This is a genomic window from Cyclonatronum sp., from assembly GCF_022565315.1.
In the GTDB taxonomy this organism is placed as follows: Bacteria; Bacteroidota; Rhodothermia; order Balneolales; family Cyclonatronaceae; genus Cyclonatronum.
The window spans coordinates 1-7,918 of the sequence record NZ_JAIUMX010000142.1 but is presented as its reverse complement, the minus strand read 5'-3'; the positions used below and the strand labels follow the sequence as shown (position 1 = coordinate 7,918).

The window sequence follows — 7,918 nt, the reverse complement described above, 5'->3', positions numbered from 1 at the left end:
GGCGCAATCAGAATGGTGATGGCGAGCTGCGGGTCAACCCGGTGAAAAAGACCGGCTTCTATGCCGTCCTCGATTACTTTAAGTACGATGTTCCGGATTTTATTGAACTCGAAAACGAGTTTAGCGATGTCATCCTGATTTTTGGAAACTGAAACATGCCGGTACACAATGCGCGCATGGTTGGGGTTCTCAAAAATGTACTCCACATAAGCTTCCATCCACCGGATCATGCGCTCAACGGGATCGGAAGTTTGTTTTTCAATCTGATCGAAAACCGAGCCCAGGTCTTCGGAAAAACGTTCAATTACGGCATGAAGCAGCTGCTCTTTGCTGCCGAAGTAATAGGAAAGCATGGCGATGTTCACACCCGCTTTTTTGGCAATGGCCCTGGTTGTAGTGCCGTTGAAGCCGGACTCCGCGAAGAGTTTTTCGGCGGCATCAAGAATCAAATCCCGTTTTGAAATAACCTGTAAGGATGCACTCATCGCTTACTCCTGAATACAGAGCAAAAGTATGCACCGGAAAATTGCTGATCTATCATAATCAATAACACCATCACTCAGAAATAAAAAGGGCCGGTGTATTGCAAACCCGGCCCACCGGATATTTTGAAGAATAGGAGGAAATATCCTCAAACTGCTTTCAGAACAACGCTTCACGCCTCAGCCAGCCGGTAAGGCTGAATCGCTCGCGTGTTCCGGGCAGTACTTCATGAAAAATAAGATCGCTTCTGAAGCAGGCGAAACGCCCCCAAAGCGGAAGCACATCCGTAAAACCGGATTCATCAGACTGATGATAGATGCGCAGGTAACCGCCATCCGTTTCAACCCAGCCCTCATTCAGGTATAAAATACAAGAAATTAGCCTGTGTTGCACTTCTGCGTGCTGATCGAGGTGCTTTTTATAAAAACTGCCGGGCGGGTACACGGCAAGATGGGCTTCAAAACTGCGTGCACTGAGGAATAGGGTCCGGTTTAGGGTTTCGCGCAAGGTATCGATCGTATCCCAGTACTGCTGCTGAGCCGGGGTAAGGCGGCCCGGTTCGAGCCAGTGAACTCGGTCTGATCTGATCTCGGGCCTCAGCGCGAGGTTACTGCCGGCACCGATACCGGCCCGCGAAAATTCGCCGGAATCCCAGATGGTTTCGGCTTCGGTTACGAGGGTTCGGAGCAGCATATCCGGCAAAAAATGGTCGGTAATACTCCAACCTTTTTCAGCTATTTCATCCGCAATGCGGGTTAAAAGGGAATCATCCATTGTATCGGGTCACACTTGGTTTAAGGTAAATTGATGATATACCCGGTTTCTGTTGCTGAACAGCTTGCGCCTAAAAGCCGAAAAAGCGCTTTACAGGTTGTCTATTCTTTGGCATGACCGTATATTCAGTTGCCAAAATTAACTGAAATATGTATTAAAACAGTCACGCGAATGAGCGTATTAGTTGGAAAAAATACAAGATTGGTAGTACAGGGGTTTACCGGTAAAGAAGGTACCTTCCATGCTGAGCAGATGATTGCTTACGGCACCAATGTTATCGGCGGGGTAACCCCCGGAAAAGGCGGCGACAAGCATCTTGACCGCCCGGTATTCAATACCGTGGCTGATTCAGTTGCCAATGAGGGCGCCAATACTTCTGTTATTTTTGTACCGCCCGCCTTTGCAGGCGACGCTATTATTGAATCCGCCCTTGCAGGCATCGACGTTATTATTTGCATTACCGAAGGAATTCCCGTTAAGGATATGATTGCGGCCAAAGCCGTTGTTGACCGCTGCGGCGCACGGCTGATCGGCCCGAACTGTCCCGGCGTTATTACACCGGGTGAAGCCAAAATCGGCATTATGCCGGGTATGATTTTCTCGCCGGGCTCCATCGGCGTTATTTCCCGCTCCGGCACGCTTACCTACGAAGCCGTTGATCAGCTCACGAAAGTCGGGCTGGGTCAGTCAACGGCCATCGGTATCGGCGGCGACCCGGTTATCGGAACCAAACACAAAGACGCTGTGAAGCTCTTCAACGAAGATCCCGATACCGAAGCGATCATCCTGATTGGTGAGATCGGCGGAACCGATGAAGAAGACGCGGCAGCTTACATTAAAGAGCATGTGAAGAAGCCCGTAGTTGCCTTCATCGCGGGCCGTACCGCGCCTCCGGGCCGCCGTATGGGTCACGCCGGAGCGATCGTTTCCGGCGGCAAAGGCACCGCTCAGGAAAAAATGGCGGCCCTTACCGCAGCCGGCATCACCGTTTGTGAGAGCCCGGCCGTAATCGGCGAAACCATGAAAGCCCTGCTCGGCTGATCCCTTTATCAGCTTACCGAAATAAAATTGAGCCTGAACACCAAGCCCTGCGGATTCACCCGCAGGGCTTTTTTTTGGAATGCCGGTTTTTAGCCCAACAGTCGGTGAGCGGGTATCCGTGTTACAGCAGCCCGTTTTTTTTTGGGGCGGACTCCGTGCGTATCACTGTGCCGGTTGCTCGTTCTGAGCTCACAGCCCTACGGCTTGCCCCTTGCTTTTCGCCTGAGGTACGAAGCCGGCCGGTACCCCCCTGCCCCAAAAGCACGGCATTCCGAGTAGGGCACGGAGCGTTAAATATCACGAAAGACAGTGATGCGCACGAAGTTTACCCTAAAAAAAAGACAACCTCCGGCGGGGGAGATTGTCTTTCTGAAATTTGACAGCCATGGTGCCTTGCCGTCTTGCCGGCTCAGCTGAGCGAGGAGAGGAACTTGGTGAGCGGGGTCCATTCCATATCGAAGGCTTCGGCTACGTCGCGGTACACGATTTTACCGTTGGCGATATTAAGGCCGTACTCGAGTTCGCGGTTTTCGCGGATGGCTTTGATCCAGCCCTTGTTGGCAAGCTGCACCGCATACGGAAGGGTTACGTTGGTGAGGCCGATGGTTGAGGTGTAGGGCACCGCGCCGGGCATGTTGGCCACGCAGTAATGCACAACGCCGTCAACCACGTAGGTCGGGTGCTCGTGTGTAGTCGCCTTGGAGGTCTCGAAACAGCCGCCCTGATCGATGGCTACGTCAACGAGAACCGCGCCGGGCTTCATGAGCGAAAGCATGTCGCGGGTAACAAGTTTTGGAGCCTTGGCCCCGGGGATGAGCACCGCGCCGATTACAAGATCGGCCTGAGCGATGTCGGTGCGGATGTTTGCGTAGGATGAGAACATCGTTGTGATGTTGGCCGGCAGCACTTCATCGAGGTAGCGGAGCTTGGGCAGGCTGATGTCGTAGATGGTAACATTTGCGCCGAGTCCGGCGGCCATGCGGGCTGCGTTAACACCCACGATTCCGCCGCCGAGCACCATCACGTTACCGGGCCTCACGCCGGGGATGCCGCCGAGCAGCACGCCGCGGCCGCCGGTGGGGCGTTCAAGATATTTGGCGCCTTCCTGTGCGGCCATTCGGCCGGCAACTTCGCTCATGGGGATGAGCAGCGGCAGGGAACCGTCGAGTTTTTCAACGGTTTCGTAGGCGATGGCGACGGCACCTGAAAGCTTCACCGCTTCGGTAAGCTCCTGACTTGCCGCAAAGTGGAAATAGGTAAAGATAATCTGCCCGTCGCGCATCCGGGGATACTCAACTTCAATAGGCTCCTTTACCTTCATGATCATTTCGGCTTTTGCCCAGATATCCTCAGCGGATTCGAGGATGGTGGCGCCAGCCTGCACGTACAGCTCGTCGGGGAAACCACTGCCAAGACCGGCATCTTTCTCGACAATAACTTCATGCCCGTGCTTGAGCAGCTCGGTAACGCCTGAGGGAAGCAGGGCTACCCGGTTTTCGTGGGTTTTGATTTCCTTGGGTACTCCAATAAGCATGGATAATTCCTGTAATAATCTTGTTTTGGGGAGGGTTCACAGCCCGAAGGATGTGCGTGAATAATAGGGATTGCTTTATCGCAGCAAACGGATATAACAGTTGTATGAAAGATACAGAAGTTCATCCAAAAAAAAGCAGGTATCGCACACCCTGCCCGGGCTTCGGTCGCCTCTTTCCCAAATGGCAGGCTTTCGGGTTTACACGGGGGCTTTTGGCTTTTAGCTGTTAGCTTTTGGCTTCGGGCCGCGGTCTGCGGTCTGCCGTCCCCGGTCAATCCAAAAAAATCCGCGTAAATCCCGCCCCATCCGCTAAATCCGCGTGCCATCATCGCGCACCATCCGCATGCCGCAGCTTTTTCTTATTTAATTGTAAACGGGGCTTCATTCCAAGCGGCAGTTCTTTATTTTAAGTGCTTTGCTTTCAATAGTGCCCTTATCCGCACTTCACACTTTCGTGGCCGGTTCAGGTTGCGGGAGCGGGAGCCGGCACCGCAATCGGTTCAGGCCGGACCCCGGCCGGCGGCGCAAAACTACGAGCAGACCTTAACACGAAATTACCACCCGGAAACACATCCCCCGATACCCAAAAACACTGTTACAAACTGAAGCATGACTTCTACCGACATCCTCAAGAAAGTGCGTTTTCTGGAAATCCGGACCAAGGGGCTGGTGAACAACCTGTTCGGGGGGGAATATCACTCTGCGTTTAAGGGCCGGGGGATGACGTTTTCGGAAGTGCGCCCGTATCAGTACGGCGATGACATCCGGCTGATTGACTGGAACGTGACCGCCCGGGCCGATGAGCCCTACATCAAGATTTTTGAAGAAGAGCGCGAGCAGACGCTCATGATCTGCGCTGATGTTTCGGCCTCCGGTTTGTTTGGAAGCCGCTCGCAGCGCAAGCTCGATCTCGCTACCGAGCTCGCCGCCGTGCTTGCCTTCAGCGCCATCAAGAACAACGACAAGGTCGGGCTGCTGCTGTTTGCCGGCGATGTAGAGAAATTCATCCCCCCGAGAAAGGGCCGGCTGCACGTGCTGCGAATTATCCGCGAGCTGTACACCACGCAGCCGAAGCATCCCGGCACCTCCGTAAAGCGTGCTCTCGATTACATGAGCCGCATCATGCCCCGGCGCACCATCATCACCCTGATCAGCGACCTGCAGGATACCGGCTACGAGACCGCCCTGAAAGTAATGAACCGGCGGCACGACCTGATCTGCCTGTGTGTTGACGATCACTACGAAACCGAGCTGCCCAACGCCGGACTCCTTCCCTTCCTCGACTCAGAAACCAACCGCTATATTACCGTTGATACTTCTGACCGGAAACTGCGGCAGGCATTTGAAAAACGCCGGGTGCGCGAGCGGCAGCAGCTTAGCGAACGCCTGCAGCGCATGCGCGTGGATCATGCCATGCTCAACACCAATGAGTCGTATATTGAGCGTTTGTCGGCCCTGTTTCAGCAGCGGCACCGGCGATTCTGACCAAACCGAATTTTCAAGCTTTTGACACTGCGCATTTTCATCGTACTTCTTGCCGGCATTTGGGCTGCAGCTTTCACCGGAAGCGCCGCCGGGCAGGATATCCGCGTTCAGGCTTCAACAGACAGCCTGCGGCCGGGCGAGGTTTTTGAGTTCCGTATCGATTTCGAAGCCGCGCGCACCTACGATACCGTGCTTTACCCCGACAGCACGTTTTTTGGCCGGGAATTCTTCATCCGAAACAAAGAGCTCAGCCGCAGAAGCCGCAGCGCGACCTACGAGCTTCAGTTTTTCGGGGTGAATGATGTGCTGCTCGATCAGCTTGCCATCCGTGCGGTTCAGGGCGGCGACACCCTGCTGCTTGCCGTGCCCCCAACCGCTTTCGGTTTCCGCAGCGTGCTGCAGCCGGTGGATAACCTCCGCCCGATGAAACCCATCTTCGAATTCCCCTACGGCATTCAGGGGCTCATTTTTGCATTCCTCCTCGCCATGCTCGCTGCCATTTCGGCCTGGCACATTTACACCCGTTATTTCAAAAAACCCCCGCCGCCGCCGCCGGCCCCGCCAGCTGAGCCGCCCGTTTTCGACAACCCGCTGCGGCGTCTTGAGCGCGGCATAGCAGAACTCGAGAGCGGCTTCGCCGCCGGCAGCATAGCTGCTGAAGAGCTGTACCTGCGCCTTAGCTTTTTGCTCCGCGAATACTATGAGCGCATCTATGCCTTTCCGGCGCTTGAGCAAACAAGCCGGGAAGTGCTCAACAGCCTGAAACAGCGAAAAGTTGCGCAGCCGCATTACGACACCAGTTCGCAGCTGCTCAACACCTCCGATATGGTAAAATTTGCAGGATTCACCCCGGAGACAGACGACATCAAAACTGATCTTGAAGCCCTGCGGGCAGCCGCTGCTCAGCTTAAGAAACTGAACTCAGGGCTTATTCAGCAGCTTGAGATGGAGCATTTACGCAAGTACAGGGTAACGGAACACGTAAACACGCGGGAGGTACGCACCCGATGATCTGGCTTAACCCCGAATGGCTTTTTGCCCTTGCACTCATTCCGCTGTGGCTGGGGCTCGAATTTTTCTGGCGATGGCGCAAGCAAAAGCCCGCCTTTGTGTTCACCCGAACCGAACACTTCGATGAAATCGGCACCGGTCTGCGCAGCAGGCTGCTGCTCGGTGCCCGCATCCTGAAGGTAGTTGCCGTGGCCCTCATTATCGTATCTCTGGCGCGGCCGCAGCAGGAAAACGTGCGCATCGACCGCACCGTTGAAGGCATCGATATCGTGCTGGTAATCGATATTTCCTCCTCCATGCTGGCCGAAGACATCCGCCCGAACCGCTTCCTTGCCGTAAAAGATGTGGCACAGAACTTTGTGCGTCAGCGGCCTAACGACCGCATCGGCGTGGTCGTTTTTGCCCGGGAAAGCATCACCCTTGTGCCGCCAACGCTGGATCACCGCCTGGTGCAGACACAGCTGGGCCTGCTCGATATCGGCATCGTGCGCGACGGCACCGCCATCGGCATGGGCGTGGCTACGGCCGCCAACCGGCTGCGCGACAGCGATGCCGCAAGCCGGGTGATCGTGCTGCTCACCGACGGCGAAAACAATGCCGGCGAAATTGACCCGCTCACGTCTGCGCAAATCGTGCGCTCCCTTGGCATGCGCTTGTACACCATCGGCGCAAGCGGCGAAGGCTCAGCCCCCTACCCCATAGCCGACCCCGTACTCGTGCGCCGCTACATCAACATTCCCATCGAAATTGATGAGCCCATGCTCACCCAAATGGCCGAAATGACCGGCGGCCGCTACTTCCGCGCCCGCGATGCCGCAGAACTGCAGCAGATTTACAATGAAATTGACCTGCTCGAAACAAGTTCGTTTGAAGAAGATTTCTACATTGATGTGCGCGACCGCTACGCCCTGTTTCTGCTGCCCGGCGTGCTGCTGCTGCTCGGCGTGCTGCTGCTCGAAAAAAGCTGGCTGCGAACCGAACTATGACACTATCCGCAATTTTCTGTTTTCTTTTTTTTGTAGGGTGATGACGAAGCACAAGCCCTCATTTGGCTTCGTGAAGCTCACCCGGTTCCGTTTTTCTTCACCACCGATTCCCCCCCCAACACCTGATGCTTGCCAAAAGAATTATTCCCTGCCTCGATATCAAAAACGGCCGCACCGTTAAGGGCGTCAACTTTCTGGGCCTGCGCGACGCCGGCGACCCGGTAGAACTCGCCGTGCGCTACAGCGAGGAAGGCGCCGATGAGCTTGTGTTTCTGGATATTACCGCAACCAACGAAAAGCGCAAAACCCTGATTGAGCTGGTACGCGAAATATCGCGGAACATCACCATCCCCTTTACCGTGGGCGGCGGCATCAAGGCCGTGGATGAAATCGGGGACCTGCTCGCAGCCGGGGCCGATAAGGTATCGCTGAACAGCGCCATTGTGGTGAATCCGGATCTGATTTCGGAATCGGCCGCGCGCTTCGGGAGTCAGTGCGTGGTAGCGGCGCTCGATGCGCGCTACCGGCCGGAATCGCCGGCTGATGCCCCGGAGTGGCACATCTTCACCAAATCCGGCACCTTTGATACCGGCCTCGACGCCCT

8 protein-coding genes are annotated in these 7,918 nt (G+C 55.4%); 5 read left to right on the top strand and 3 right to left on the bottom strand.

Annotated features, from left to right (window positions below; genetic code table 11):
- On the bottom strand, nt 1-485 hold a 485-nt coding region (locus tag LAT75_RS14420), incomplete at its 3' end, for a TetR/AcrR family transcriptional regulator (protein ID WP_291483383.1).
- A gap of 157 nt (nt 486-642) precedes the next feature.
- Nucleotides 643-1,257, bottom strand: a complete 615-nt coding sequence (locus tag LAT75_RS14415; protein ID WP_291483382.1) for a 2OG-Fe(II) oxygenase — start codon at nt 1,255-1,257, stop codon at nt 643-645.
- 171 nt (nt 1,258-1,428) lie between these two features.
- Here LAT75_RS14415 and sucD point away from each other — a divergent pair, with 171 nt between their 5' ends.
- Nucleotides 1,429-2,298: a succinate--CoA ligase subunit alpha gene (gene sucD / locus LAT75_RS14410; RefSeq protein ID WP_291483381.1), complete on the top strand. Its 870-nt coding sequence runs from the start codon at nt 1,429-1,431 to the stop codon at nt 2,296-2,298.
- 409 nt (nt 2,299-2,707) lie between these two features.
- Here the strand turns inward: sucD and ald are convergent, their stop codons facing one another.
- Nucleotides 2,708-3,832: an alanine dehydrogenase gene (gene ald / locus LAT75_RS14405; protein ID WP_291483380.1), complete on the bottom strand. Its 1,125-nt coding sequence runs from the start codon at nt 3,830-3,832 to the stop codon at nt 2,708-2,710.
- Between the two features lie 609 nt (nt 3,833-4,441).
- Between ald and LAT75_RS14400 the strand changes: the two genes are divergently transcribed.
- The 4 genes from LAT75_RS14400 to LAT75_RS14385 form a co-directional block, all read left to right on the top strand.
- Entirely contained in the window at nt 4,442-5,317 is an 876-nt protein-coding gene (locus LAT75_RS14400) for a DUF58 domain-containing protein (protein ID WP_291483379.1), read from the top strand.
- A gap of 21 nt (nt 5,318-5,338) precedes the next feature.
- Entirely contained in the window at nt 5,339-6,328 is a 990-nt protein-coding gene (locus LAT75_RS14395) for a hypothetical protein (protein WP_291483378.1), read from the top strand.
- Nucleotides 6,325-7,314, top strand: a complete 990-nt coding sequence (locus LAT75_RS14390) for a VWA domain-containing protein (RefSeq protein ID WP_291483377.1) — start codon at nt 6,325-6,327, stop codon at nt 7,312-7,314. The genes LAT75_RS14395 and LAT75_RS14390 overlap by 4 nt, the downstream gene beginning before the upstream one ends.
- Before the next feature lie 125 nt (nt 7,315-7,439).
- Nucleotides 7,440-7,918, top strand: a 479-nt coding sequence (locus LAT75_RS14385; RefSeq protein ID WP_291483376.1) for a HisA/HisF-related TIM barrel protein, incomplete at its 3' end; no start/stop codon positions are given.

What these genes read in the sequence shown, in the direction of transcription:
- LAT75_RS14415 (WP_291483382.1), bottom strand. Translation starts at nt 1,257, where the DNA reads ATGGATGATTCCCTTTTAACCCGCATTGCGGATGAAATAGCTGAAAAA.
- LAT75_RS14400 (WP_291483379.1), top strand. Translation starts at nt 4,442, where the DNA reads ATGACTTCTACCGACATCCTCAAGAAAGTGCGTTTTCTGGAAATCCGG.
- LAT75_RS14390 (WP_291483377.1), top strand. Translation starts at nt 6,325, where the DNA reads ATGATCTGGCTTAACCCCGAATGGCTTTTTGCCCTTGCACTCATTCCG.
- ald (WP_291483380.1), bottom strand. Translation starts at nt 3,832, where the DNA reads ATGCTTATTGGAGTACCCAAGGAAATCAAAACCCACGAAAACCGGGTA.
- sucD (WP_291483381.1), top strand. Translation starts at nt 1,429, where the DNA reads ATGAGCGTATTAGTTGGAAAAAATACAAGATTGGTAGTACAGGGGTTT.